Source organism: Candidatus Accumulibacter phosphatis, from assembly GCF_000024165.1.
Taxonomy (GTDB): domain Bacteria; phylum Pseudomonadota; class Gammaproteobacteria; order Burkholderiales; family Rhodocyclaceae; genus Accumulibacter; species Accumulibacter phosphatis.
This window is the reverse complement of record NC_013194.1, coordinates 2,896,308-2,919,521: the sequence shown is the minus strand read 5'-3', so window position 1 is coordinate 2,919,521 and position 23,214 is coordinate 2,896,308. Positions and strand designations below refer to the sequence as shown.

Here is a 23,214-nt window from a genome sequence, read left to right as displayed (position 1 = left end):
GGAATGAAATGAAACTTACGCAAGATGCAATTGAGCGCAATGTCGGATTGATGGTCTTGCTGACCCTGCTGGTGGTCAGCGTCGGTGGTCTGGTCGAAATCGTGCCGTTGTTCTTCCAGAAATCCACTACCGAACCGGTGACTGGGCTCAAGCCCTACGATCCGGTCCGCCTGACCGGGCGCGACGTCTATATCCGTGAAGGCTGCTTCCTCTGCCATTCGCAGATGATTCGTCCGTTCCGTGCGGAGACCGAGCGTTATGGTCATTATTCGGTGGCGGGCGAGTTCGTCTATGACCATCCCTTCCAGTGGGGCTCGAAGCGTACCGGCCCGGACCTTGCGCGCGTTGGTGGGCGGTATTCCGATGAGTGGCACCGCGCTCACCTGATCAATCCGCGCGACGTCGTGCCGGAGTCCAACATGCCGGCTTTCGCCTTTCTGGAGAAGGCTCCGGCCGACGCGAACAGCATCGAGGCCAAGATGCGTGCTTTGCGCATCGTAGGTGTCCCCTATACCGACGAGGAGATCGCCGGAGCCAAGAAGCAGCTTGAGGGCAAGAGCGAACTCGACACGCTCATCGCCTATCTGCAGGGGATGGGCCTTGAGATGAAGAACGCGAAGTAGGCGCATGGACATCAACGATCTGCGCTCCATCGTGACCGTCGTTTCCCTGCTGACCTTCCTTGGGATCGTCTGGTGGGCCTACGGTGTGAAGGGCAACAAGAAGCGCTTCGAAGAGGCGGCGATGCTGCCGTTCTCGGACGAGGCAGCGGATCGGGCTGAACTCGGCCTGGATCGCATCGAACAAAGGAAAGCATGATGAACGATTTTGTGAATCAGTTCTGGAACTGGTACGTCATTCTGTTGGTGCTGCTCAGCATCATTGCCTGTGGTGTGATGCTCTGGTCGCAGAGTACGCCGCCACCTGCCAAGGTGGACACCACTGGTCACGTCTGGGACGAGACTCTCGAGGAGTACAACAATCCCTTGCCGAAGTGGTGGATGTGGCTTTTTTATCTGACCGTTATCTTCTCGCTGGTGTACTGCGCGCTCTACCCGACGCTGGGCAGCTATCAGGGCATGCTTGGCTGGTCGTCCAGTGGGCAGCTTGCCAAGGAAGTCGCCAAGGCCGACGAGCAGACGAAGCCCCTGTACGACAAGTATATGAAGATGGACCTGCAGGCGCTGGCTGGCGACAAGGAAGGCAACGAAACGGGCAAGCGGCTTTACCTGACCTACTGCATGCAGTGCCATGGTGCCGACGCACGGGGTTCGAAGGGCTTTCCGAATCTGGCCGACAATGACTGGCAGTGGGGCGGCGAGCCGGCGGCGATCGTCGAAACAATCACCAACGGTCGGATGGGGGTGATGCCGCCGCACGCACAGCTTGGCGCCGAAACAGTCAAGGATCTCGCCAACTACGTGCGCTCTCTCTCGGGCCTGCCGGCCGATTCGGTGCGCGTTGCCAAGGGGCAGGAAGCCTTCAATACGGCGGGATGCTCAGGTTGCCACGGACAGGATGGCAAGGGCATGCACGCGGTCGGCGCCCCCAACCTGACCGACAAGATTTGGCTCTACGGTAGTTCGGAGGCGACGATCATCGAAACCATCACGAAGGGTCGGACGAACCAGATGCCGGCCTGGAAGGAGTTTCTCGGTGAGGCCAAGGTGCACGTGCTCGCCGCCTATGTGCTCAGTCTGAGCGCCGGCAGCAAATAGCAACAAGGCCGCAACAACGGAGCGGCGCGCCTCGCCGCTCCGTTGTTTTTCCGTCGCTGATTCCCTTCTCGCAGCTTTCCAGCGGTCGCGGCCAGGTGCCCCACGCCCGTTGTGTTGCCGGGAATCGCGCGCTGCAATTACTCCGGGCTGATTCAGATCAAGATCAGCATCACGCCAAGATGTAATATTAGAGTTTGGTGTAATTCTGAAATGGATCGGAGCTGAAATCATGGACCAAGCGGCCGGCAACAAGGCCAAGGCAATTCCCATCAACATCGACGGCCTGTACGAAAAGCACAGAACCGTCCACGCACGCAGCGTAACAGGGGTCTTCAACAACTGGCGCTGGGCGATGGTCTTCTTTACGCAGGCATTGTTTTATGGCCTGTGCTGGATCGAGTGGGGCGGTCGGCAGGCAGTCCTCTTCCACATCGTTGAACGCAAGTTCTACATCTTCGGCCTGGTGTTCTGGCCGCAGGACGTTATCTACCTGGCCGTTCTGCTGGTGATTTCCGCGTACGCGTTGTTTCTTGTCACCGCGATTGGTGGTCGCCTGTTCTGCGGCTACGCCTGCCCGCAGACGGTGTATACCGAGATACTGATGTGGATCGAGCGCAAGATCGAGGGCGAACGTCCAGCACGCATCAAGCTCGATGCGCAGCCGATGAGCATGCGCAAGTTCCGCCTCAAGTTGATCAAGCATTCGCTCTGGCTCGTTGTTGCGTTGTGGACAGGGATCACCTTTGTCGGCTATTTCACGCCGATCAAGGAACTCCTTGGCGAGTTGCTCTCTTTCAGTCTGGGACCGTGGGAGGCTTTCTGGATTTTCTTCTATGCGGCCTTCCTGTACCTGATGGCCGGTTTCATGCGCGAGCAGGTCTGCAAGTACATGTGCCCCTATGCCCGGTTCCAGGGGGTAATGTTCGATCCGGATACCTTGATCATCAGCTACGACCCGGAGCGGGGAGAGCCGCGAGGTCTGCGCAGGAAAGGTGCCACGCCGAAGACGGAGGCGTTGGGCGACTGCGTCGACTGCAGCATCTGTGTACAGGTGTGTCCGACGGGGATTGACATTCGCAATGGGCTGCAACTCGAGTGCATTGCCTGCGCGGCGTGCATCGACGCCTGCGATCAGGTGATGGACAAGGTCGGTTCGCCGCGTGGCTTGATTCGCTACTCGACCGAGAATGCTCTGGAGAAACATTACTCCCCGCGCGAGATGTTCGCGCACCTGTTGCGCTTCAGAACGCTTCTCTATACGAGCATACTGCTGGCGATCATTCTGGGGACAGCGTGGAGCCTGGCTCACCGCGTGCCGCTCAAGGTGGATGTCCTGCGCGACCGTTCGACACTGTCGCGCGAGGCCGAGGATGGGCGTATCGAGAACGTGTACCGTTTGCACATCTCGAACACTGACGATTCGCCGCATCGTTACTTGATTGGCGTCAGCGGCATCGAGGGTGTCGATATCGTCGGCAATCGTAGCGTGGACGTTCCGGCGGCGTCTTCGACTACGCTGGCGCTCTCCGCGCGGGTCGAACCCGGGGTCGGCAGGAAGGGGTCGAACGAACTCTTCTTCGAGGTCAGGGCCGAGGATCGCGACGCGATCGCGGTTCGGGAAAAGACGAGCTTCTTCCTGCCATGAAGCGAGAGCAGAGCGCCAAGGCAGCACCGTGGTACCGCGAGCCATGGCCATGGTTGCTGATGCTCGGTCCGGTAATTGTCATCATCGCCGGAGTCATCACCGCCTATCTGGCGGTCGTGACCAGTGATGGACTGGTGGAGGACGACTACTACAAGCAGGGCCTGACGGTAAATCGGCGCACGGAGCGTGATCAGCGCGCCGCCGAACTGGGAGTCGCGGCAGACTTCGTGCTTGGTGAGGAGGGTAGGCGGATCCGGATCCTGCTGCGTCTGCACGCCGGAGTGGCCTTGCCGGATGCGCTCAGCCTGCGCATTGCGCATCCGACGCGCCCGGGTTTCGATCAGGACGTGGCCCTGCGTGCCGAGGGCGGCGGTGTCTATGTGGGCACGCTCGCCCCCTTGACTGGTGGTCGCTGGCACGTCAGCCTCGAGGACGAAAAGCGACAGTGGCGCTTGGTGGGAGATTGGGTGACGGGAACAGAATCGGCGCTGCGGTGGACCCCGTTATCCAGGGTGACGGCAGCGGGTAACTGATTTTTTCAGGGAGGTAGACGATGGCTTGGGACTTGTTGTTTTCGAGTGACTACGGGCTATTCAGCCTGTTCGTGATTCTTTTCGTGGTCGGTATGGCGTTCTGGTTTTCCTCCTTCTTCAGCAAGAAGATACGTGAGGACGAAGCACGAGCCGGAAAATAGGTCGATGGTCGGGGTGCGCCCGGCCCCGGATGCTGAAGACCAGATTGGCTATCACCGGCTCTGGCCGTTGGGAGCGGCGAGCCGGCGAATCTCCGGCAGGCAATCGCCGCTTGCCGGTGGCCGCAACGCACTGCGACGGCAATGCGGCGTGAAGGCGTTCGCCGCCTGCTGCTGGCTGTGGTCGCCTCGCTGCTGGCGCATCTCGTACTACTCGTTCGTGTCTACCCAGGCCTGCCGGTGCGCATTGCGCCCGCCGGGAAGCCACTCGAGGCGGTGATCGGTACTCGCAGCCAAACGATTCCGTCGCACGCGGCGGGGCCAAAGGCGCCGGCGCCGGTCGGTGTGCCGCCACCTTCCCGGATGACCGCGCGGTCGGATGGATCGACAGAGCACCAGCGCCAGGTAACGGCGCCGCGAGTCGTTGTCCCGTCTGCCGTGATGGCTCCGGCGGCGGTGGGCAAGGCTGCTCCAGAGCAGACCGCCGAGGCGCCGGTGGGGGCGGCCCCGACCGTAGCGACACGGGATGGCGTCAGCGCCGACGACCTGCGCCAGTATCGCGTGGCACTGGCGATCGCCGCCCGCCGCTTCAAGCGCTATCCTCCGGTAGCACGCGAGAGTCTTTGGGAAGGCACGGCCGAGGTTGCAGTCAGCATGAGCGCTTGGGGGCATGTTCCTGAGCTGTCGCTCGTGCGGTCCAGTGGGCGCGCCGTGCTCGATACGCAGGCCATGTTGATGATCGAGCAGGCGGCGGCGGCAACAACGCTGCCCGAGGCCTTGCGGGGCCGGGCGTTTCGGGTGTTGTTGCCGATCGAGTTCTCGCTTGATCCGGGCCACTAGTAGTTCGTTTCAACAATAGACATGAAGATTCGGCGATACTGACATGATTTCAAGACGTTTGTGTGTGAGGTGTGGTCATGTCGGGAAAGACGAGTCGGGTGGCACTGGCCTTGACGGCGGCGGAAGAGGAGATGCTCGGGGATCTGGCCCGGTCGAGAACGGCGCCGGTACGTGAAGCCGAGAGGGCGAAGATTCTCCTGGCGTACGTGGAGAACCGGTCGATTACTGAAGTCATGCGTCGAGTGGGAGTCGGACGTTCGACGGTGTACAAGTGTATCGACAAAGCCCTGGCCGATGGTGTGGCGGCTGGCCTGAAGGATGCCTATCATCGCCCGCATGAGCCTGAGATTGGCGAGGAGGCCAAGGCTTGGGTCGTCAGTTTGGCGTGTACCAAACCGAAAGATCATGGACGGGCAGCGGAAGTGTGGTCGATTTCGGCGTTGGCGGAATTTGTCTCGAGCCATGCCGAGGAGGTCGGCCATCCGCGTTTGGCGCAAGCGGGCAAGAGTACCGTCTGGCGGATTCTCAACGAGCGGCAGATCAAGCCGCACAAGATCCGCTATTACCTGGAGCGGCGTGACCCGGATTTCGACCGGAAGATGCAAGAGGTTCTGATGGTTTATCAGGATGTGGCTTTGTACCGGGAGGGGGCTGTTCATGATGCGCGTCCCAATCCGATCTACACCGTGAGCGTCGACGAGAAGCCAGGTGTTCAGGCGCTGGGTCTGACGGCGCCGGACTTGCCCCCGGTGCCTGACAAAGCGGCCACCCTCGGGCGCGATTACGAGTACGTTCGCCATGGCACCGTCTCGATTCTGGCTGGCATCGATCTGCACTCCGGTCATATCTTCGAGCGAGTCGAGGATCGGCACCGTAGCGCCGAGTTCATTGAGTTGCTCAAGGATATCGACGCCCACTATCCTCCAGAGGCGCTTGTTCGTCTCGTCCTCGACAATCATTCGGCACACATCTCGAAGGAAACCCGGGCGTTCCTTGCGACGCGTCCTGGGCGCTTCGAGTATGTCCACACCCCCAAACACGGCTCGTGGCTCAACCTCATCGAGTGCGCCTTCTCGAAGATGGCTCGCACCTTCTTGCGACATATCCGCGTCAGTTCTCTAGACGAACTCAAGACACGCATCCGCCAAGGGGTCGACGAGATGAACGCGGCCCCAGTCGTCTTTCGTTGGAAGAAGTTCGATCTCGCCATAGCCTAATCTGTATAGGTTTTAACGGAACGCACTACTAGCCGATTGGCGGCCTGATTTCGTCTTCGTGGAAGACGAACCGACCGGTCTTGCGGTCCGCAAAATACGCTCGCAGGCAGCGCGTGACGGTCTGGAACGCGAGTTGCTGCCAGGGAATCGTCTCTTCGCTGCAGAGCGCTGCCTCGAGGGTTTCCAGGCCGGCGGCGAAGCTCCCGTCGAGTAGGCGAGCCCGGTAGAAGAGGTGCACCTGATTGATGTGCGGCACACTGATCATCGCGAAGGGCTGGCTGATCTCGACCTGGGCGCAGGCCTCTTCGAGCGTTTCACGCCTTGCCGCATCGGCAGTCGTCTCACCGTTCTCCATGAAGCCGGCGGGAAGGGTCCACAAGCCGTAGCGGGGGGCGATAGACCGCCGGCAGAGCAGGATCTGGTCACGCCACTCGGCAATGCAGCCGACGACGAGTTTGGGGTTCAGGTAATGAATCATGCCGCAACTCTGGCACACGTGGCGGGCCAAGTTGTCACCGTCGGGAATCAGGAGGCTCAGCGCTTCGCCACATTCGCTGCAGAACTTCATTGGAGAGACTCCCTCTTGCCTGGCTTGATCATCCGGCTAGTTTATATATGATTCGGGTCGGCAGGGAAGCGGCTGTCGGTTGTCCGATCGTCGGCAAGGCGCCTGGTGCGCTGCCTGAGGTGGGGAATCTCGCTACAATGCGCGACAATGCTGATCTGCGCTAGGCGGCACTGACGGCGCGCAATGACAAGGGGAACCGGATGTTTCTGATCGTTGGCTACGTTATCATCCTGGCGGCAGCACTCGGGACCTACTCGGTGCACGGCAGCTTGGCCGCGCTGTGGGTGCCCCTCGAGTACGTCGCGATCGTCGGCCTGACCATTGGTGGCTTTGTCGCATCCAACGATCTCAAGATCATCAAGACGACTGTCGGCGCGTTGCCCGGGATCTTCAAGGGCTCGAAGTTTACGAAAGTCCTTTATGTCGACCTGTTGGCGATGCTTTTCGAAGTGCTCGCCAAGGTACGCAAGGAAGGGCTGATGTCGATCGAGAACGACGTCGAGAATCCCCAGGACAGCCCGATATTCAGCAAGTATCCGTCGCTCGCGGGCGACCATCACGTGATGGAGTTCATTACCGATTATTTGCGGATGATGGTCGGGGGCAACCTCAATGCCATCGAGATCGAGAACCTGATGGACATCGAGATTGAAACTCACCATCACGAGGTCGAGACGCCAGGTCACGTCGTATCCAAGGTCGCTGATGCCGTGCCGGCGTTCGGCATCGTCGTCGCGGTGATGGGTGTGGTCAACGTCATGGGCTCGGTTGGCGAGCCCCCCGCCGTGCTCGGCAAGATGATCGGGGGGGCGCTGGTCGGTACCTTCCTCGGCATCCTGATTGCGTACGGCTTCGTGTCCCCGGTGGCCAGCCTGCTGGAACAGAAGGCACAGGACGGCACAAAGATCTATCAGGTGATCAAGGTCGTCTTGCTGGCGTCGATGTCCGGCTATGCACCGCAGGTAGCGGTCGAATTCGGACGTAAGACGCTCGTCTCCGGGCTACGCCCGACGTTCCGCGAGCTTGAAGAGGAACTCAAGGCGCGCAAGGGCAAGTAGGTCACGCTGTCGCCGCTGATCGGAGGGGCTAGGGATGGAAGACGTACGACCGATAGTCATCAAGCGGATCAAGAAGGTCGCCGGCGGTCACCATGGCGGCGCGTGGAAGATTGCCTATGCCGACTTCGTAACGGCGATGATGGCTTTCTTCCTGCTGATGTGGCTGCTCGGATCGACTGCCAGTGGGGACCTCAAGGGTATCGCCGACTTTTTTCAGAATCCGCTGAAGATTGCCTCGACGGGTGGTTCCGGAACCGGCGACAGTTCAAGCGTTCTCAAGGGGGGTGGCAAGGACTTGACGCGCCGCTCCGGTCAGGTCAAGAGTGGCGATATCGACAGCAAGAGCAAGACCGTAAACCTCAAGGAAACCAACGCCGAGCAGGCGCGCAAGGAGTTCGAGGAGCGCGAGAAGGCGTTGCTTGGTGAACTCAAGGAGAGCATCGAGAAGCTCATCGAAAGCAACCCGGCGCTCAAGCAATTCAAGAGCCAGTTGCTGATCGACATTACCAGCGAAGGGCTGCGTATTCAGATCGTCGACGAGCAGAACCGCCCGATGTTCGATACGAGCAGTGCGGAACTGAAGCCGCATACGCGAGTGATCCTGCGCGAGATCGGCAAGGCCCTGAACGCGGTGCACAACAAGTTGAGTCTTTCCGGCCACACCGATGCCGCACAGTATGGCGGGGGAGACAAGGGGTTCTCGAACTGGGAACTTTCAGCGAATCGTGCGAACGCTTCCCGGCGCGAGCTGATTGCTGGGGGCATGGATGAGCACAAGGTATTGCGCGTCGTCGGCTTGGCGTCCACGGTGCTGTTCGACAAGAACGATCCGCTGAGTTCGATCAATCGCCGAATCAGCATCGTCGTCCTCAACAAGCGCGCGGAGGAATCGCTGCTACAGGAAGACGGCAAGTTCGATGCGGTGGAAGTCGGCGGCGAAGGGCTCGACACCAAATCGATCAATTCGCCCACAATCTCAGCCGGCAAGGGCTGAAGCGCGTCAGATCACCACAGGTCGCGCCGGATCGGCGTCCAGCCCCTCAACCCTGCGGAATCGTTTCCACAAAAGCCGCGCGCCGCATCAGCTTGTCGTAAAGGCGAGCGAGATTAGGGTGCTTTTCCCGCCAGTCGATGGCGGGAAAGCGGAACAGCAGGTAACCGAGTGCGCATCCGACAGTGATATCGGCGAGCGAGAAGTGAGTGCCCATGCACCAGGAATTTTCGCCAAGCTCTCCAGACATGAATTCCAGGCTGCGGATGATCTTGTCTTCCTGGCGAGCGATCCAGTCAGTACCCTGTTGCGCAGCCGGCCGCTTCTTCTCGAGAAAGACCAATGCGGCGGCATCGCACACGCCATCGGCCAGGGCCTCCCAACGCTTGATTTCGCTACGCTCGCGATTGGGGCCGGGCATCAACTTGTTGTTGGGGGCAACGTTGTCGAGGTACTCGACAATGACGCGTGAATCGAAGAGGACAGTGTTGTCGTCGAGGACGAGCACCGGGATTTTGCCCAGCGGATTGACGTTGGCCACCTGCGTCTCCGGCGTCCACGGCGAATCGAGCTCAAAGTCGTAGTCGATCTTCTTCTCGGCCAGAACGACGCGCGCCTTGCGGACGTAAGGACTGGTCAATGATCCGATAAGCTTCATGTGCTTCCTGAATGTAAAAAATCCTAAGCAATTATAGCATCGCGGCGACATGCGGTTTGTGGGCCTGTCGCGCCGACCGCTAACGGGTAAAATACCACGCTCCTCTGTTCTCGCCTCAAGGATGCCTGGATGTCTTCTTCTTCGCTCACTTCGCTCTCCCCACTGGACGGTCGTTACGCCGGCAAGCTCGATGCGCTGCGACCTCAGTTTTCCGAGTATGGCCTGATTCGCCGTCGCCTTCAGGTCGAGATCGAATGGCTCAAAGCGCTCGCGGCTGAGCCGAATTTTACCGAGATCCCGGCGTTTTCATCGGCAACGCTGAACGAGCTGGGGACTTTGCTTGCCGATTTCGGCGTACGGGAGGCGGCAGAGGTCAAAGAGATCGAGGCGGTGACGAATCATGACGTCAAGGCGCTGGAGTACTGGATCAAGAAGCGCCTGGCCAACAACGCGGAGGTGATGCGCGTCGGTGAGTTCATCCACTTCGCGTGCACTTCCGAGGACATCAATAATCTGGCGCACGCTCTGATGCTGCAGGCGGCGCGTGCGGAGATACTGTTGCCGGCGCTCGACAAGGTTGTCGAGCGGCTGCGGGACCTTGCGCACGGCTTCGCCGAACTGCCCATGATGTCGCGCACGCACGGCCAGCCAGCAACGCCGACGACGCTCGGCAAGGAAATGGCCAATGTCGCCTATCGCCTTGGCCGCGCCCGCTCGGCCATCGCCGGTGTGCGACTGCTTGGAAAAATGAACGGTGCCGTGGGCAACTACAACGCCCATCTGGCCGCCTACCCCGGCTACGACTGGCAGGAACTCGCTCGACGCTTTGTCGAGTCGCTGGGTCTTGAGTTCAATCCTTACACGACACAAATTGAGCCGCATGACACGATGGCGGAATTGTTCGACGCGTTTGCGCGAGCCAACCTGATTCTGGCCGACCTTAACCGCGACGTCTGGGGCTACATCTCGCTTGGCTACTTCAGGCAGAAGCTCAAAGCAGGGGAGATCGGCTCCTCGACCATGCCGCACAAAGTCAATCCGATCGACTTCGAGAACTCCGAGGGCAACCTGGGCCTGGCGAACGCGCTACTGCGCCATCTTGCCGAGAAGCTGCCTGTCTCGCGCTGGCAGCGCGACCTTACCGACTCGACGGTATTGCGCAACATGGGGGTTGCCCTCGGCTACACGCTGCTCGCCTACGACTCGCTGTTGCGAGGACTGAACAAGCTCGAAGCCGATGCGGATCACCTGCATGCCGATCTCGATGCCAACTGGGAACTTCTCGCCGAACCCGTACAGACCGTGATGCGCCGCTACGGCGTCGCGAATCCCTACGAGAAGCTCAAGGAACTGACCCGTGGCAAGCGAGTCTCGCGTGAAGACATGCACAGTTTCGTTGCCTCACTGGAGATTCCCGCGGCCGCCAAAGCTGATCTGCTGGAACTCACCCCATGGGACTACACGGGCATGGCCGCCCTTCTCGCGAGGAGGATCTGATGCGTACCGAGGAAGCGCCCCTTGATGCGCCGGAGCAGCGGCAGGCCGGGGATGGGGCCGAGATGATGGTCTGCCCGAGCTGCGAGCAGGAAGTCCCCAAGGGGTCGCTGTATTGCCCTTTTTGTTGCGGTGAGGACGGACGACGCGGTGCGGTCAAGCGCGGTGCTTTCGTCGGCGGGGTTTTCGGCTTGCTGGCCGGAGGCTTGCTGACCGCGGTCTGGTCTTCCGCTGTCGGACCCGAACAGGCGAGTTGGGGACCGGTCCTGTCGATCACTCTTGCCGCCGCCTTGGCCGGCATGGTCGTCGGGGCGATCAGCAATCGGAAGGGATGATGGTGGGAGAAATGAACCGGTTCTCCGACAACTTGAAGAAGTTACCAGGTATATCGCACCTCGCGGCGATCGGTTTGCTCGATGCCGGCGGGGAAGTTGTGGCCAGCATCGAAAACAAGTCCGGCAGTCAGGGATCGCTGGCCGTCTACAACCATCTCGCGCAGACCTACGGGGCGATTACCCCGGAGGCAGCAAAGAAAGGGCTTGAGATCTTTGCCGAGCACGCCGAGGACGCGCGCGCCAATCCGGGAAAGCATCCCAATGTCGATCGCCTGCTGGCACTTCTTGATGAAGGAAAGACCCTGCGCACCAAACATGTGTTTGCCGTCTGAAGGGGAGACGCCCGGCCGGCCGTAGCGGTTCTTCGTGACCGCAGTTACTGACGGTGGCGCGGACGTCCGCTACAATCAAACTGTGAGGGAGCAGATTGCCTCGTGTCCTTGCTCACCGAACGTCTCGCAAGCGTGTTGTCAACCTAACGGAGAGAAAAGATGAAGAAAGTCGTGGTTGCCCTGGTGCTGACCAGCTTTGCCGGTGCCGTTCTCGCGCAGCAGGCCCTGAAGCCGGAAGAAATGATCAAGACCCGCAAGGCTGGTTACGGTTTCATGGCGTGGAACATGGGCAAGATCAAGGCCAACCTGGAAGGAACGTACAACAAGGAACAGGTCATCGCTGCCGCCAACGTCGTCGCGGCGACGGCCAATTCGGGGATGGGTGCGCTGTTCGGGCCGGGGACCGACAAGGAAGTCGGCGGCCAGAAGACGCGGGTCAAGCCCGAGTTCTTCAAGGAGCAGGACAAGGTCAAGGAGTTGGCGATGGCCTACATCAAGGAAGCCAATGAATTGCAAAAGGTCGCCGCCGGCGGCGACGCCGCCGCCGTGAAGGTGCAGTTCGGGAAGACGGGCGAAAGCTGCAAGGCCTGCCACGACAAGTACCGCAACGACTGAGTTCGAGCGCAACCGCTGGCGGGCTTTTGCCAGGGGTTGCCCCTGGACAGTCTTTTCTTACCAGGACGGCGTTGCTGGCGCCGAAACAGGTGGTGGTGGCGGTGTCGGGAGCCAGGCGCCGGAGCCGCCATAGACCGTGGCGACAGCGACAAGCAGTGCGACCGCCAGGGGTAGCGCGCCGCCGCCCGAGGCCGATGCGCCTTCGCCTGGAGCGACATCCTTCCAACCGGTGAGCATCGGTCTGATCAGGTCGTCCTTCTTGACCCGCACGTAGAACGCGATGGCGACGATGTGCAGCGTCACCAGGGCGATCAGAACGTTCACCGATAACTTGTGGAGACCCGTCAGTCGGTCGCTCAAGTCCTTGCTGATCAACTCGTACAGCGGACCCCGGAAAGCGATGTCGTCGTTGCCAAACAGGCCGGTTCCAACCTGGAAGGCGAGCAGAAGCAGGAGTCCGAAGACCGAGAACGCTCCGAGCGGGTTGTGGCCAACGCCGCGCCATTGACCCCTTAGATAGGCGAGAACCTTTGCCGGCGTCGGGAGGAAGCTGACAAAGCGAGCGTAGGTAGAGCCGGCGAAGCCCCAGACGAGACGGAAGGCCAGCAATCCGAGGATGGCCAGGCCGAACTTGCCGTGCCAGTCCATGGCGTTGCCGCCGATCTTGCCGCTGACGAAGGAGGCGACCACCAAGCCTGCCAGCAACCAGTGGAAGAGGCGGGTCGGCAGGTCCCAAAGCCGGATTCGCTGTTTGCTCATGAGCATCTCCATCTGATGAGACAGGCGGTGACACGTTGCCACTTCTGCCGGCCCGAACCCCCAAGGTACTCTCTTACGGCCGGCAAGCTTCTGGCCGTTGGCGTCGGCAAAGCCTGCTAGACGACGGCGCCATCCTCGTTGGCGCCCTCGATCTGTTTCTTGGGTCGGACGAACTGCTCGCGCGAGACACCGAGCCACATGACCAGCGGACTAGCCACCAACACGGAAGAGTAGATTCCGAAACAGATACCGATGGTCAGCGCCAGGGCGAAGTAGTAAAGCGTCTCGCCGCCGAAGAGCAGCATGGACAGAACCATCATCTGGGTCGAGCCGTGCGTGATGATGGTGCGTGAGATGGTGCTGGTGATCGCGTGGTCGAGGACCTGCGGCGTCGTCAGTCCGCGTACTTTCCTGAAGGTTTCGCGCACGCGGTCGAAGACGACGACAGACTCGTTGACCGAGTAGCCGAGGACGGCAAGCACCGCCGCCAGCACCGACAACGAGAACTCCCACTGGAAGAAGGCGAAGAAGCCGAGAATGATGATTACATCATGCAGGTTGGCAATGATCGCGGAGACGGAGAAACGCCACTCGAAACGGAAGGCCAGGTAGACGACTATGCCGATGACCACCAGCAAGAGCGCCAGGGCACCGTTTTCGGCCAGTTCCTTGCCGACCTGTGGTCCGACGAACTCGACCCGGCGCAGCGAGGCTCCCGGGGTCTCGGCGTTGAGAGCCTGCAGGACAGACTCGCCGATTCGCGTCGTGTTCTGATCGGCCCGGAGGGGCAACCGGATCAGGACGTCCTGGCTGGACCCAAAGTTCTGTACCGAGAAGTCACTGTAGCCGGCCTTACCAAGCCCCTCGCGCAACTTCTCGAGGTTGGCGGCCTGGCTGTAGTTGAGTTCGATCAGCGTTCCTCCCGTGAACTCGACCGAGAGATGCAGCCCGCGGCTGAACAGGAAGAATACGGCAAGCAGGAAAGTGAGCAGCGAGATGACGTTGAACACCAGCGCGTGGCGCATGAACGGGATGTCTTTTCTGATCCGGAAAAATTCCATCTTGGCGTTTCCCTATTTGGCTGCCACATTGGCGGTGTTGCCGGGTTTCCAGATCTGGCCGATGGCCAGCGACTCGATCTTGCGACGGTTGCCATAGATCAGGTTGATGAGCGCGCGCGAGACGACGACCGCAGAGAACAGGGAGGTGAGAATCCCGAGACAGTGTACGACAGCGAAACCGCGCACCGGACCGGAGCCGAAAATCAGCAGGGCGATGCCGGCAATCAGCGTCGTGATATTGGAGTCGAGAATAGTACCGAACGCCCGCTCGTAGCCAGTGTGGATCGCCAGCTGGGGCGTCGATCCGTTGCGCAGTTCCTCGCGAATCCGCTCGTTGATCAGGACGTTGGCGTCGATGGCCATGCCGAGTGCCAAGGCGATGGCGGCGATTCCCGGCAAGGTCAGCGTCGCCTGCAGGAGCGAGAGCAGGGCAACCAGGAAGAGCAGGTTGGCGGCCAGGGCAATCACCGACACCAGGCCGAACAGGACGTAGTAGGCGATCATGAAGACGGCAATCGCGGCAAAGCCCCACATCGTCGAGTGGAAGCCCTTCTTGATGTTCTCGGCGCCGAGGCTCGGACCGATCGCCCGCTCCTCGATGATCTCCATCGGTGCGGCCAGGGAGCCTGCGCGCAGCAACAGCGCCGTGTCGTTGGCTTCCATCGTGCTCATGCGGCCAGAAATCTGTACGCGCCCGCCGCCGATTTCCGCCCTGATCACTGGTGCGGTAACCACCTCGCCCTTGCCCTTCTCGATCAGCACGATCGCCATTCGCTTGCCGACGTTGTCGCGCGTGACATCCTTGAAGATACGTGCGCCGGCCGAGTCGAGCGTCAGGTGGACGGCCGGTTCGTGCGTCTGGTTGTCAAAGCCGGGCTGCGCATCGGTCAACCGGTCGCCGGTGAGTACCACCTGCTTCCTGACGAGAAGGGGCAGGCCGCCGCGTTCGACATAGAGTTCGGTGCCGAAGGGGACCTGGCCGGCCTGGGCCGCCTCGAGGGCTCCGGCGGTCTCCTCGACCATGCGGATTTCGAGCGTCGCCGTGCGCCCGAGGATGTCCTTGGCCTTGGCGGTGTCCTGAACCCCAGGCAACTGCACAACGATACGATCGGCACCCTGCTGGGCGATCACCGGTTCGGCGACCCCAAGTTCATTGATGCGGTTGCTCAGCGTCGTCATGTTCTGCTTGACGGCGAATTCCTGGATGCGCTTGATCGCTTCCGGCTTCAGGGTGGCGACCAGTTTGAGATCGTCGCCTTCTCCCTGATCAGCCAGCAGCAGATCGGACTGATTGTCCTCGAGGACGATTCGTGCTTTGGCGCGGGTATCGCCGTCGCGGAAGCGAATGGTCAGGCGTTCGCCCTCGCGGGTGATGCCGGCATGCCGGACATTCTTGTCGCGTAGCAGACTACGCAAATCGCCGCTGATCGAGTCGAGACGCTTGGTCAGCGCGCCCTTCATGTCCACCTGAAGCAGAAAATGTACGCCGCCGCGCAGGTCGAGGCCGAGGTACATCGGCAGCGCATGCAGGTTGGTCAGCCATTGAGGCGAACTCGACAGCAGATTCAGGGCGACGACATACTGGGGGTCGGTGGGGTCCGGGTTGAACTGCTTTTCAAGCAGGTCCTTTGCTTGCAACTGACTGTCGGCGTTGAGCAAGCGAACCTTGACGCCGTTGCTGTCGAGGAAGATGCCGCTGTTCTCGATGCTGGCGCTCCGTAGCGTGCTGGCGACCCGTTCTCGCGTCTTCTCATCAACCTTGAGAGTGGCTTTGGCGCTGGAAACCTGGACAGCCGGCGACTCGCCGAAGAAGTTCGGCAAGGTGTAAACCAGACCGAGCACCAGTGCGATGGCGACGAGAACGTATTTCCAGAGCGGGTAGCGGTTCATGGATGCATGCAGTCAGAATGGCGCGGGCGACCACGAGGGGGCGGCGCCCGGCGGTTGGTTAAAGCTCTTTCAGAGTGCCTTTTGGCAAGACAAGCGTAACAGCCTGTTTCTGAACGTGTATTTCGACGGCTTCGGCGATCTGGAGAGCGATGAAGCTGTCGCTGACGCGAGTGACTCGGCCGGCGATGCCGCCGCCAGTGACCACTTCATCACCCTTGGCGAGGCCTTCGATCAGGGCCTTGTGCTCCTTAGCTCGCTTCATCTGCGGCCGAATCATCAGGAAGTAGAGGACGACGAACATCAGAATGATCGGCAGGAGTTGCATGAAACCACCGGTTGGGTCGGTCGCTGCAGCAGTCTGGGCGTGGGCAGTGCTGATTAGCACATCAGTCTCCTAAGATGAATAATTTCAACGAAACCAACAATTATACCACTATGCTGTCGTCGGCTGAGCGCGTGCGCGCTGGAAGGCCGAAACGGTTGACGCCAGCGTCCCGCTCGCTATCGCCTTGCGCAACTCGTGCATCAGGACCTGGTAGTAGTGGAGGTTGTGCAGCGTGCCGAGATGCGCGCCGAGGATTTCGCCGGTGCGGTTCAGATGATGAAGGTAGGCGCGCGAGAAGTTCCGGCAGGTATAGCATTCGCAACTCGCGTCGAGTGGGCGCGGGTCGCTCTTGTGGCAGGCGTTCCTGATCCGGATGTCGCCGTAGCGGGTAAAGAAGTGGCCGTTGCGTGCATTGCGCGTCGGCAGTACGCAGTCGAACATGTCGATGCCGGCGCCGACGGCGGCGACGAGATCCTCAGGTGTGCCGACGCCCATCAGGTAGCGTGGCCTGTCCTGCGGCAGGCGCGGTGCGGTGTGCGCCAGAATTCGCGCCATGTCGTCCTTCGGTTCCCCGACTGACAGGCCGCCGATCGCGAAGCCCGCGAAGCCGATATCGATGAGCGCGGCCAGCGATTCGTCACGCAAGTCTTCGTACATGCCGCCCTGGACGATGCCGAACAGGGCGTTGGCGTTGCCGATTTCGTCGTGCCGGTCACGCGAGCGCCGTGCCCAGCGCAGCGACAGGCACATTGACGCGGCTGCCACTGCATGGTCGGCGGGGTAGGGCGTGCATTCGTCGAGGATCATCGCGATGTCGGAGTTGAGCACGTGCTGGATGCGCATGGATTCCTCGGGCGTCAGGAACAGGCGGTCGCCGTTGACCGGCGACTGGAAGCGGACTCCCTCCTCGCTGATCTTGCGCAGCGCACCGAGGGAAAAGACCTGGAAACCGCCGGAGTCGGTGAGGATCGGCCCATTCCAGCCCATGAAGCGGTGCAGGCCGCCATGCGCAGCGATGACTTCGAGCCCGGGGCGCAGCCAGAGGTGGAAGGTGTTGCCGAGGCAGATCTGCGCGCCCGTCGCGGTCAGGTCGCGGGGCGTCATTGCCTTGACCGTTCCGTAGGTGCCGACCGGCATGAAGGCCGGCGTGTCCACTGTGCCGTGGGTGAGAGTGAGGCGGCCGCAACGAGCAGCACCGTCACTGGCCAGAAGCTGGAAGTTCATGTCATCAAGGGAGTGTCAGCGAGCTCCAGCCGCCGGCCGCAGAAAGCGGACAGCGCGGACGTTCGGCGTTGCACAAGCTCAGTCAGCGGCAACCCCAGCCCTTCATCGGGCTTGCCGGCGAAGCAAAAAAGAGCACCCCTGGGGGCCAGGGGTGCTCGTCGTCTTGAAAGGTCGAAGCGCCAGCCCCGACTCGCTTCCCCGTCCTGCACAGCAGCGTACAGGTGGGGAAGTGGCCTGCCAGCCGACCCGGGAGTCTACTCGTTGTTGATGGCTGCCTGGGCAGCCGCCAGCCGGGCGATCGGCACCCGGAACGGCGAGCAGCTCACGTAGTCGAGACCGCTGCGGTGGAAGAACTCGATCGATGCCGGGTCGCCTCCGTGCTCCCCGCAGACGCCCAGCTTGATGCTCGGGCGGACCGAACGACCTTTCTCGACGGCCATCTTCACCAGCAGGCCGACGCCCTTCTGGTCGATCGACTGGAAGGGGTCGCGCTCGTACATGCCATCTTTCAGATAGCTCGGCAGAAACTTGCCGGCGTCGTCGCGCGAAAAACCCATGGTCATTTGCGTCAGGTCGTTGGTGCCGAAGGAGAAGAACTGCGCCTGCTGGCCGATACTGTCGGCGATCAGGGCGGCACGAGGGGTTTCGATCATCGTCCCGAGCAGGTAGTCGAGTGCCTCGCCGCGCTCATGGAAAACGGCCGCTGCGGTCTGACGGATGACACGCGCCTGAGCGTTGAATTCGCGAACGGTGCCGACCAGCGGAATCATGATTTCGGCCTTGACATCGAAACCCTTCGCCTTCATGTTCAGACCGGCTTCGAGGATCGCCCGCGTCTGCATTTCGGTGATCTCCGGGTAGCTGATACCGAGGCGGCAGCCGCGATGACCCATCATCGGGTTGAATTCGTGCAGGTCGTCGACGCGCATCTTGATCACGCCCAGTGGAACGTTCATCTCGTGAGCCATGATCTTCTGGTTGGCTTCATCGTGAGGAACGAACTCGTGGAGCGGCGGGTCGAGCAGGCGAATGGTGACCGCCAGGCCGCTCATCTCGCGGAACAGTCCTTCGAAGTCGCCACGCTGCATCGGCAGCAGCTTGGCCAGCGCGCGGCGCCGTCCGGCTTCGTCGTCAGCAAGGATCATTTCCCGAACCGCCTTGATACGTTCCCCCTCGAAGAACATGTGCTCGGTACGGCACAGGCCGATACCCTTGGCACCGAAGGTGCGTGCCGCCCTGGCATCGTCGGGCGTATCGGCGTTGGCGCGCACGGCCAGTTTCTTGTGATGATCGGCCAGATCCATCAGCGTTCCGAAGTCGCCGGTCAGTTCCGCTTCCTTCGTGGCTACCTGGCCCAGGTAGACTTCGCCGGTCGAACCGTCGAGCGAAAGCCAGTCTCCTTCCGCCCAAGTCTCGTTGCCGACCGACATCGTGCGTGCATGGTAATCGACGCGCACCGCGCCAGCGCCAGAGATGCAGCACTTACCCATGCCACGTGCCACAACGGCTGCGTGCGAGGTCATCCCGCCGCGGGCGGTCAGAATTCCCTTGGCGACACTCATTCCGCGCAGGTCCTCAGGAGAGGTTTCCTGGCGTACCAGGATCACGTCCTTGCCCTTTCTGACCCATTCCTCGGCTTCGTCGGCGAAGAAGACGATCTGACCGGTCGCGGCGCCGGGCGAAGCCGGCAGGCCGTGCGCGATGGAACGTGCCTTCTTGATCTCGATCGGGTCAAAAACCGGGTGCAGGAGTTCGTTGAGGCGCTCCGGGTCGACGCGGCGCAAGGCTTCCTTCTCATCGATGATGCCCTGGCGCAGCATTTCCATGGCGATGCGCACCATCGCTGAACCAGTGCGCTTGCCGTTGCGGGTTTGCAGCATCCACAGGCGGCCTTCCTGGATCGTGAACTCGACATCCTGCATGTCGGAGTAGTGCTTTTCGAGCTTGGTTTCGGCCTGCAGGAGCTGCTGGTAGATGTCGGGCATCAGTTCCTCGAGCGACGGGAACCTGGTCCGTCGCTCGTCTTCGCTGACCATCGCCAGTTTGGCCCAGCGGCGCGAACCCTCGAGAGTGACCTGTTGCGGCGTGCGGGTACCGGCGACGACGTCTTCACCCTGGGCATTGACCAGGAACTCGCCGTTGAACAGGTCCTCACCAGTCCCTGCGTCACGCGTGAAGGCGACGCCGGTGCCGCTGTTGTCGCCCAGATTGCCGAAGACCATGGCCTGGACGTTGACGGCGGTGCCCCACGAATCCGGGATATCGTTCAGCTCGCGGTATACCTTGGCGCGGTCGTTATTCCAGCTCTGAAAGACCGCATTCACTGCCCCCCAGAGCTGTTCCCAGGGATCGGTCGGGAACTCACGGCCGACGCGGGCACGAATCAAGCCCTTGAAACGCAGCACCAACTCCTTCAGGTCGTCGGTGTCGAGATCGGTATCGAGTTCAACACCCTTCTTCTCCTTGAGCATGTCGATGACGACTTCGAAGGGATCGTGATCTTCCTTCGATACCGGCTTGAGGCCCATCACGACGTCACCGTACATCTGCACGAAGCGGCGATAGGAGTCCCAGGCAAAACGCTCGTTGTTGGCCTTGCGAGCCAGTCCGACCACCGCCTCGTCATTGAGGCCGAGGTTGAGGATGGTGTCCATCATGCCTGGCATCGACGCGCGCGAACCCGAACGCACCGACAGTAGCAGCGGATCCGACGAGTCGCCGAAATTCTTCCCCATTTCCTGTTCAACGAAAGCCACGCCCTGCAAGACTTCAGCCTCGATCAGCTTGAACACGGCGTCCTTGCCCTGCTCGGTATAGACGGTGCAGGCTTCGGTACTGACCGTGAAACCGGGAGGTACTGCGATTCCCAGTCGGCACATTTCGGCAAGGTTGGCGCCTTTGCCTCCGAGTATATTCTTCATCTTGGCGTCGCCGTCGGTTCGGGCGGCACCAAACACGTAGACGTTCTTTGTTTCAGTTGGCATACATACCTCGCGGGTTGGGGAAGAAGGAAAAGACACTTCGAGCGTTATGCCCGAAGTGTCCCCAGAGTGGGTGACCCAGACAACGGCACCGGGTCGGGATTGATTGTTGCGCTTCTGTCGTTGCGCCGGGTGACAAGCTCCGCGGCCTCATAACCACGCCGCGCTCAGATTTCTTCGGCCTCCATCTTGATCGCACCGCAGGGACATTCGGCGACGCACATGCCGCAACCCTTGCAGTAGTCGTAGTTGAACTGGAAGCGATTGCCTGGTCCGAGCTTGATTACGGCGTTGTCGGGGCAGACACCGTAACAGTTGTCGCATTCGAAACAGTTGCCGCAGGACAGACAACGCCGGGCCTCGAAGAGGGCATTGCTCTCGTCGAGTGCGCCCTGGACTTCATCGAAGGTCGATTGCCGACGAATGATGTCGAGCATGGGGCGAACCGTCTTGGGTGCATCGGCGTAGTACCAGGTGTTGAGCTTGTCGAAGGTCGCCACTTCGCGCTGGACCGGCGGGAGGTACTGCTCGCCGCGCAACCAGCCATCGATGTGGCGCGCCGCCTGTTTGCCGTGGCCGATTCCGACGGTGACGTTGCGCTCGGCCGGAACCATGTCGCCGCCCGCGAAAATCCCCGCATAACCGGTCATCATGTTGGGGCCGACTTCGACGACACCATCGGTCACCTTCAGCCCCGGAACCCCCTCGAGCAGCCCGAGGTCGACGTCCTGGCCGAGCGCGAGCACCAGAGAATCGGCCTCGATGGTTTCGAACTCGCCGGTGGGTTGCGGGAAACCCTTGCTGTCGAGAGCCATCTTTTCGATGGTCAGCGAGGACTCATGCGCCTGTTTGATGGTCGACAGCCACTTGACCATGATGCCTTCCTGCAGCGCCTCCTCGAGTTCGAAGTCGTGTGCAGGCATTTTGTCGCGCGTGCGGCGATAGACGATCAACGGTTCGGCACCCATGCGCTTGGCCGTTCGGGCCACGTCTATGGCCGTATTGCCACCGCCATAGACGACGACGCGACGACCGAGCAGCGGCTTGTCTTCACCTTCCATGCTGCGCAGCAGCGAGATGGCGTCGATGATTTTCGCTGCGTCGCCGGCCGGGATCATCGCTCGCTTGCCGATGTGCGCCCCGACCGCCAGGAAGGCGGCATCGAACTTGCCTTCCTCCATGGTCTTCAGGATGTTGTCGACCTTGCTGTTCAGCTTCACCGTGACGCCGAGGTCGACGACCCGTTGCATCTCCGCTTCCAGGATATCGCGCGGCAGGCGGTACTTGGGAATGCCGAAGCGCATCATACCGCCGAGCAGGGGCCCAGCCTCGTAGAGTGTGACGCTGTGCCCGAATCGGCGCAGGTGGTAGGCCGCCGACATTCCCGACGGGCCTGCGCCGACCACCAGGACGTGCTTGCCTGATTCGCTGGCCGGCGGCGTGAGCTTCCAGCCTTGCTTGAGCGCTTCGTCGCCGAGAAAATGTTCGACCGAATTGATGCCGACCGGCGCGTCGAGTTGCCCGCGATTGCAGGCACCCTCGCAGGTGTGATAGCAGACGCGCCCCATGATGGCCGGGAAGGGATTGTCTTTCGTCAGATGCCGCCAGGCGCTTTCGTAGTCGCCGGACTCGGCGTGGAACAGCCAACCCTGGATGTCTTCGCCGGCTGGGCACTGCTTGTTGCAGGGCGGTAGCCGGTCAAGATAAACCGGGCGGGAAGTCCGCCACGAACCGGTGTGATTGGCCAGCGACGAGCCGGGGTCTAGGGTAATGGCAAAGGGTTTTTCCATCAGTTCGCCTCCTGGTCGAGCAGTCCGTATTTGCGAATGTTCTTGTCTGCCGCCGCCTGCAGGCGAGCGATCGTTGCTACCGCCGGCGTCTTGCCGAACAGGTGCGCGTAGCGCTTCTGGAGTTTCAGATACTCTTCAACAGGCTGCTGGCGGCGGATCTTGAGCGAACTCGTGAGTTCGCCGCCCTCCGCTTCGAAGACCGGGAAAATACCGGTTTCCTTGGCCAGACGCGCCAACTTGATGGTGTCTTCGGAGGCCGCTCCCCAACCGAGCGGGCAGGGGACCAGGATGTGGATGTAGCGCGCACCGCGCATTCCCATCGCTTTGGTGACCTTGTATTCGAGATCGCGGAGGTCGGCGACGGTGGCGGTCGCGACATAGGGGATCTCGTGGGCCATGGCGATCGCCGGCACGAACTTGCCCTGCCCGAAGGCATTGCCCGGCTCGGGGCCGACCGGCATGGTGGTCGCTGTGCGGGCTGCTGGTGGGGTGGCGGAACTGCGCTGGACGCCGGTGTTCATGTAACCGCCGTTGTCGTAGCAGATGTAGAGAACGTCGTCGTTACGTTCGAACATTCCCGACAGGCAGCCGAAACCGATGTCCGTGGTCCCCCCGTCACCACCCTGGGCGACGACGCGAACATCGCCCATCTGGCCTTTGTGGCGCTTGACCTTGATGGCTGCGGCGATGCCGGTGGCCACCGCCGCCGTGTTGCCGAACAGCGAGTGGATCCAGGGGATCTGCCACGAAGTTTCCGGGTAGGGCGTCGAGAAGACCTCGAGGCAACCGGTAGCATTGGCGGCAATCAGGCGACCGCTGGCGGCTTTCATCGCGGCGTCAATGGCATAGCGAGCGCCAAGCGCTTCACCGCAGCCCTGACAGGCACGGTGTCCGGAGTTGAGTGAATTGGTACGTTCCATGTTGGCCTGGACACTGCGTTCTTCCTGAGCCAGCAGGCGATTACCGACCGTGAAGGTGCCGGTCTGATAGAAATGAACGGGTTGGAAGCTCATCGTGGGTCT

The 23,214-nt window shown here is 61.3% G+C and carries 24 protein-coding genes; 14 read left to right on the top strand and 10 right to left on the bottom strand.

Annotation, left to right across the window (positions count from 1 at the left end):
* Positions 1-8: 8 nt before the first annotated feature.
* The 8 genes from ccoO to CAP2UW1_RS12615 all read left to right on the top strand — a co-directional run bounded on the left by ccoO (position 9) and on the right by CAP2UW1_RS12615 (position 6,111).
* Entirely contained in the window at positions 9-623 is a 615-nt protein-coding gene (ccoO, locus tag CAP2UW1_RS12645; protein WP_015767007.1) for a cytochrome-c oxidase, cbb3-type subunit II, read from the top strand.
* 4 nt (positions 624-627) lie between these two features.
* A complete protein-coding gene (locus CAP2UW1_RS12640; RefSeq protein ID WP_015767006.1) occupies positions 628-819 on the top strand; it encodes a CcoQ/FixQ family Cbb3-type cytochrome c oxidase assembly chaperone in 192 nt (63 codons plus the stop codon).
* Positions 819-1,718, top strand: a complete 900-nt coding sequence (gene ccoP, locus CAP2UW1_RS12635) for a cytochrome-c oxidase, cbb3-type subunit III (RefSeq protein WP_015767005.1) — start codon at positions 819-821, stop codon at positions 1,716-1,718. The genes CAP2UW1_RS12640 and ccoP overlap by 1 nt, the downstream gene beginning before the upstream one ends.
* Positions 1,719-1,947: 229 nt before the next feature.
* Positions 1,948-3,363, top strand: coding sequence for a cytochrome c oxidase accessory protein CcoG (gene ccoG, locus CAP2UW1_RS12630; protein WP_015767004.1), 1,416 nt, complete (start codon positions 1,948-1,950; stop codon positions 3,361-3,363).
* Positions 3,360-3,896 carry a FixH family protein gene (locus CAP2UW1_RS12625; protein WP_015767003.1) on the top strand — a complete coding sequence of 179 codons (537 nt, stop codon included), beginning with the start codon at positions 3,360-3,362 and terminating at the stop codon, positions 3,894-3,896. Before ccoG ends, CAP2UW1_RS12625 begins: the two co-directional genes overlap by 4 nt.
* Positions 3,897-3,916: 20 nt before the next feature.
* Positions 3,917-4,057, top strand: coding sequence for a DUF3149 domain-containing protein (locus CAP2UW1_RS24555; protein ID WP_015767002.1), 141 nt, complete (start codon positions 3,917-3,919; stop codon positions 4,055-4,057).
* A gap of 141 nt (positions 4,058-4,198) precedes the next feature.
* Positions 4,199-4,894 (top strand): TonB family protein, encoded by a 696-nt coding sequence (locus CAP2UW1_RS12620; protein WP_015767001.1) that lies wholly within the window; start codon positions 4,199-4,201, stop codon positions 4,892-4,894.
* Positions 4,895-4,971: 77 nt separating this feature from the next.
* Positions 4,972-6,111, top strand: coding sequence for an IS630 family transposase (locus CAP2UW1_RS12615; RefSeq protein ID WP_015765997.1), 1,140 nt, complete (start codon positions 4,972-4,974; stop codon positions 6,109-6,111).
* Between the two features lie 28 nt (positions 6,112-6,139).
* Here CAP2UW1_RS12615 and CAP2UW1_RS12610 read toward each other — a convergent pair whose 3' ends face one another.
* Positions 6,140-6,679, bottom strand: coding sequence for an NUDIX hydrolase (locus CAP2UW1_RS12610; protein WP_015767000.1), 540 nt, complete (start codon positions 6,677-6,679; stop codon positions 6,140-6,142).
* Between the two features lie 200 nt (positions 6,680-6,879).
* Between CAP2UW1_RS12610 and motA the strand changes: the two genes are divergently transcribed.
* Positions 6,880-7,737, top strand: coding sequence for a flagellar motor stator protein MotA (gene motA / locus CAP2UW1_RS12605; protein ID WP_015766999.1), 858 nt, complete (start codon positions 6,880-6,882; stop codon positions 7,735-7,737).
* A gap of 34 nt (positions 7,738-7,771) precedes the next feature.
* On the top strand, positions 7,772-8,731 hold the full coding sequence (gene motB / locus CAP2UW1_RS12600) for a flagellar motor protein MotB (protein WP_015766998.1): 960 nt from the start codon (positions 7,772-7,774) through the stop codon (positions 8,729-8,731).
* A gap of 46 nt (positions 8,732-8,777) precedes the next feature.
* Here the strand turns inward: motB and CAP2UW1_RS12595 are convergent, their stop codons facing one another.
* The gene (locus tag CAP2UW1_RS12595; RefSeq protein WP_015766997.1) at positions 8,778-9,386 is read right to left on the bottom strand and encodes a glutathione S-transferase; all 609 of its coding nucleotides are present in this window, start codon (positions 9,384-9,386) and stop codon (positions 8,778-8,780) included.
* Between the two features lie 129 nt (positions 9,387-9,515).
* Here CAP2UW1_RS12595 and purB point away from each other — a divergent pair, with 129 nt between their 5' ends.
* From purB to CAP2UW1_RS12575, 4 genes are all read left to right on the top strand, one after another.
* Positions 9,516-10,883 carry an adenylosuccinate lyase gene (purB, locus tag CAP2UW1_RS12590; protein ID WP_015766996.1) on the top strand — a complete coding sequence of 456 codons (1,368 nt, stop codon included), beginning with the start codon at positions 9,516-9,518 and terminating at the stop codon, positions 10,881-10,883.
* The gene (locus CAP2UW1_RS12585) at positions 10,883-11,215 is read left to right on the top strand and encodes an ABC transporter permease (RefSeq protein WP_015766995.1); all 333 of its coding nucleotides are present in this window, start codon (positions 10,883-10,885) and stop codon (positions 11,213-11,215) included. The genes purB and CAP2UW1_RS12585 overlap by 1 nt, the downstream gene beginning before the upstream one ends.
* On the top strand, positions 11,215-11,547 hold the full coding sequence (locus CAP2UW1_RS12580) for a DUF2322 family protein (protein ID WP_015766994.1): 333 nt from the start codon (positions 11,215-11,217) through the stop codon (positions 11,545-11,547). Before CAP2UW1_RS12585 ends, CAP2UW1_RS12580 begins: the two co-directional genes overlap by 1 nt.
* Positions 11,548-11,706: 159 nt before the next feature.
* Positions 11,707-12,162, top strand: a complete 456-nt coding sequence (locus tag CAP2UW1_RS12575; RefSeq protein ID WP_015766993.1) for a c-type cytochrome — start codon at positions 11,707-11,709, stop codon at positions 12,160-12,162.
* A 57-nt stretch (positions 12,163-12,219) separates the two neighbouring features.
* On the opposite strand, the gene CAP2UW1_RS12570 is transcribed toward CAP2UW1_RS12575, so the two are convergent.
* The 8 genes from CAP2UW1_RS12570 to CAP2UW1_RS12535 form a co-directional block, all read right to left on the bottom strand.
* Complete coding sequence (locus tag CAP2UW1_RS12570) at positions 12,220-12,921, bottom strand: cytochrome b/b6 domain-containing protein (protein WP_015766992.1); 702 nt, start codon at positions 12,919-12,921, stop codon at positions 12,220-12,222.
* Positions 12,922-13,037: 116 nt separating this feature from the next.
* Positions 13,038-13,982, bottom strand: a complete 945-nt coding sequence (secF, locus tag CAP2UW1_RS12565; RefSeq protein ID WP_015766991.1) for a protein translocase subunit SecF — start codon at positions 13,980-13,982, stop codon at positions 13,038-13,040.
* 12 nt (positions 13,983-13,994) lie between these two features.
* The gene (gene secD, locus CAP2UW1_RS12560) at positions 13,995-15,872 is read right to left on the bottom strand and encodes a protein translocase subunit SecD (RefSeq protein WP_015766990.1); all 1,878 of its coding nucleotides are present in this window, start codon (positions 15,870-15,872) and stop codon (positions 13,995-13,997) included.
* Positions 15,873-15,930: 58 nt separating this feature from the next.
* A complete protein-coding gene (gene yajC / locus CAP2UW1_RS12555; protein ID WP_015766989.1) occupies positions 15,931-16,257 on the bottom strand; it encodes a preprotein translocase subunit YajC in 327 nt (108 codons plus the stop codon).
* A gap of 48 nt (positions 16,258-16,305) precedes the next feature.
* Positions 16,306-17,421, bottom strand: a complete 1,116-nt coding sequence (gene tgt, locus CAP2UW1_RS12550) for a tRNA guanosine(34) transglycosylase Tgt (protein WP_015766988.1) — start codon at positions 17,419-17,421, stop codon at positions 16,306-16,308.
* A 254-nt stretch (positions 17,422-17,675) separates the two neighbouring features.
* Positions 17,676-20,405, bottom strand: coding sequence for a pyruvate, phosphate dikinase (ppdK, locus tag CAP2UW1_RS12545; protein ID WP_015766987.1), 2,730 nt, complete (start codon positions 20,403-20,405; stop codon positions 17,676-17,678).
* Between the two features lie 164 nt (positions 20,406-20,569).
* Positions 20,570-22,192 (bottom strand): NAD(P)-binding protein, encoded by a 1,623-nt coding sequence (locus tag CAP2UW1_RS12540; RefSeq protein ID WP_015766986.1) that lies wholly within the window; start codon positions 22,190-22,192, stop codon positions 20,570-20,572.
* Entirely contained in the window at positions 22,192-23,205 is a 1,014-nt protein-coding gene (locus CAP2UW1_RS12535; RefSeq protein ID WP_015766985.1) for a thiamine pyrophosphate-dependent enzyme, read from the bottom strand. The genes CAP2UW1_RS12540 and CAP2UW1_RS12535 overlap by 1 nt, the downstream gene beginning before the upstream one ends.
* Positions 23,206-23,214 lie beyond the last annotated feature (9 nt).

Excerpts from the sequence above, each read along its gene's own strand:
- ccoO (WP_015767007.1), top strand. The coding sequence starts at position 9 with ATGAAACTTACGCAAGATGCAATTGAGCGCAATGTCGGATTGATGGTC.
- CAP2UW1_RS12640 (WP_015767006.1), top strand. The coding sequence starts at position 628 with ATGGACATCAACGATCTGCGCTCCATCGTGACCGTCGTTTCCCTGCTG.
- ccoP (WP_015767005.1), top strand. The coding sequence starts at position 819 with ATGAACGATTTTGTGAATCAGTTCTGGAACTGGTACGTCATTCTGTTG.
- ccoG (WP_015767004.1), top strand. The coding sequence starts at position 1,948 with ATGGACCAAGCGGCCGGCAACAAGGCCAAGGCAATTCCCATCAACATC.
- CAP2UW1_RS12625 (WP_015767003.1), top strand. The coding sequence starts at position 3,360 with ATGAAGCGAGAGCAGAGCGCCAAGGCAGCACCGTGGTACCGCGAGCCA.
- CAP2UW1_RS24555 (WP_015767002.1), top strand. The coding sequence starts at position 3,917 with ATGGCTTGGGACTTGTTGTTTTCGAGTGACTACGGGCTATTCAGCCTG.
- CAP2UW1_RS12620 (WP_015767001.1), top strand. The coding sequence starts at position 4,199 with ATGCGGCGTGAAGGCGTTCGCCGCCTGCTGCTGGCTGTGGTCGCCTCG.
- CAP2UW1_RS12615 (WP_015765997.1), top strand. The coding sequence starts at position 4,972 with ATGTCGGGAAAGACGAGTCGGGTGGCACTGGCCTTGACGGCGGCGGAA.
- CAP2UW1_RS12610 (WP_015767000.1), bottom strand. The coding sequence starts at position 6,679 with ATGAAGTTCTGCAGCGAATGTGGCGAAGCGCTGAGCCTCCTGATTCCC.
- motA (WP_015766999.1), top strand. The coding sequence starts at position 6,880 with ATGTTTCTGATCGTTGGCTACGTTATCATCCTGGCGGCAGCACTCGGG.
- motB (WP_015766998.1), top strand. The coding sequence starts at position 7,772 with ATGGAAGACGTACGACCGATAGTCATCAAGCGGATCAAGAAGGTCGCC.
- CAP2UW1_RS12595 (WP_015766997.1), bottom strand. The coding sequence starts at position 9,386 with ATGAAGCTTATCGGATCATTGACCAGTCCTTACGTCCGCAAGGCGCGC.
- purB (WP_015766996.1), top strand. The coding sequence starts at position 9,516 with ATGTCTTCTTCTTCGCTCACTTCGCTCTCCCCACTGGACGGTCGTTAC.
- CAP2UW1_RS12585 (WP_015766995.1), top strand. The coding sequence starts at position 10,883 with ATGCGTACCGAGGAAGCGCCCCTTGATGCGCCGGAGCAGCGGCAGGCC.
- CAP2UW1_RS12580 (WP_015766994.1), top strand. The coding sequence starts at position 11,215 with ATGGTGGGAGAAATGAACCGGTTCTCCGACAACTTGAAGAAGTTACCA.
- CAP2UW1_RS12575 (WP_015766993.1), top strand. The coding sequence starts at position 11,707 with ATGAAGAAAGTCGTGGTTGCCCTGGTGCTGACCAGCTTTGCCGGTGCC.
- CAP2UW1_RS12570 (WP_015766992.1), bottom strand. The coding sequence starts at position 12,921 with ATGAGCAAACAGCGAATCCGGCTTTGGGACCTGCCGACCCGCCTCTTC.
- secF (WP_015766991.1), bottom strand. The coding sequence starts at position 13,982 with ATGGAATTTTTCCGGATCAGAAAAGACATCCCGTTCATGCGCCACGCG.
- secD (WP_015766990.1), bottom strand. The coding sequence starts at position 15,872 with ATGAACCGCTACCCGCTCTGGAAATACGTTCTCGTCGCCATCGCACTG.
- tgt (WP_015766988.1), bottom strand. The coding sequence starts at position 17,421 with ATGAACTTCCAGCTTCTGGCCAGTGACGGTGCTGCTCGTTGCGGCCGC.
- ppdK (WP_015766987.1), bottom strand. The coding sequence starts at position 20,405 with ATGCCAACTGAAACAAAGAACGTCTACGTGTTTGGTGCCGCCCGAACC.
- CAP2UW1_RS12540 (WP_015766986.1), bottom strand. The coding sequence starts at position 22,192 with ATGGAAAAACCCTTTGCCATTACCCTAGACCCCGGCTCGTCGCTGGCC.
- CAP2UW1_RS12535 (WP_015766985.1), bottom strand. The coding sequence starts at position 23,205 with ATGAGCTTCCAACCCGTTCATTTCTATCAGACCGGCACCTTCACGGTC.